The sequence below is a fragment of the Bartonella sp. CL25QHWL genome (genome assembly GCF_042195335.1).
Classification (GTDB): Bacteria; Pseudomonadota; Alphaproteobacteria; order Rhizobiales; family Rhizobiaceae; genus Bartonella.
Window position 1 is genome coordinate 800 of the sequence record NZ_JBHIOE010000064.1, and the last position, 253, is coordinate 1,052.

At 48.6% G+C, this 253-nt stretch carries 1 pseudogene; it reads right to left on the minus strand.

The window, feature by feature from the left end:
- Positions 1-253 (minus strand): annotated as a pseudogene (locus ACFILY_RS09475) (hypothetical protein); the annotation flags it as partial.

A 253-nucleotide genomic window follows, 5' to 3' on the forward strand; every position in this document is an offset into this window, starting at 1 on the left:
TTTCTGCCTTTTCTGCCTGACTACGCGCTTGCTCCGCGTCATGTCTTGCATAACCAGCAGACTCCTTGGCTTCCTTGGCTATTTTTTGTGCCTCTTCCGCTTCTTCCTCTAAAGACGCGGCTTTCTTACCCGCTGTTTCGGCTGCCCTCTGCGCCTCTCCTGCTATATATTTTGCATTACTAGCTATTTCCTTGGCTTTTTCTACTTCATTCTTGGCTTCATACGCTCGGTCATCGGCTTTCTCCGCTATTTT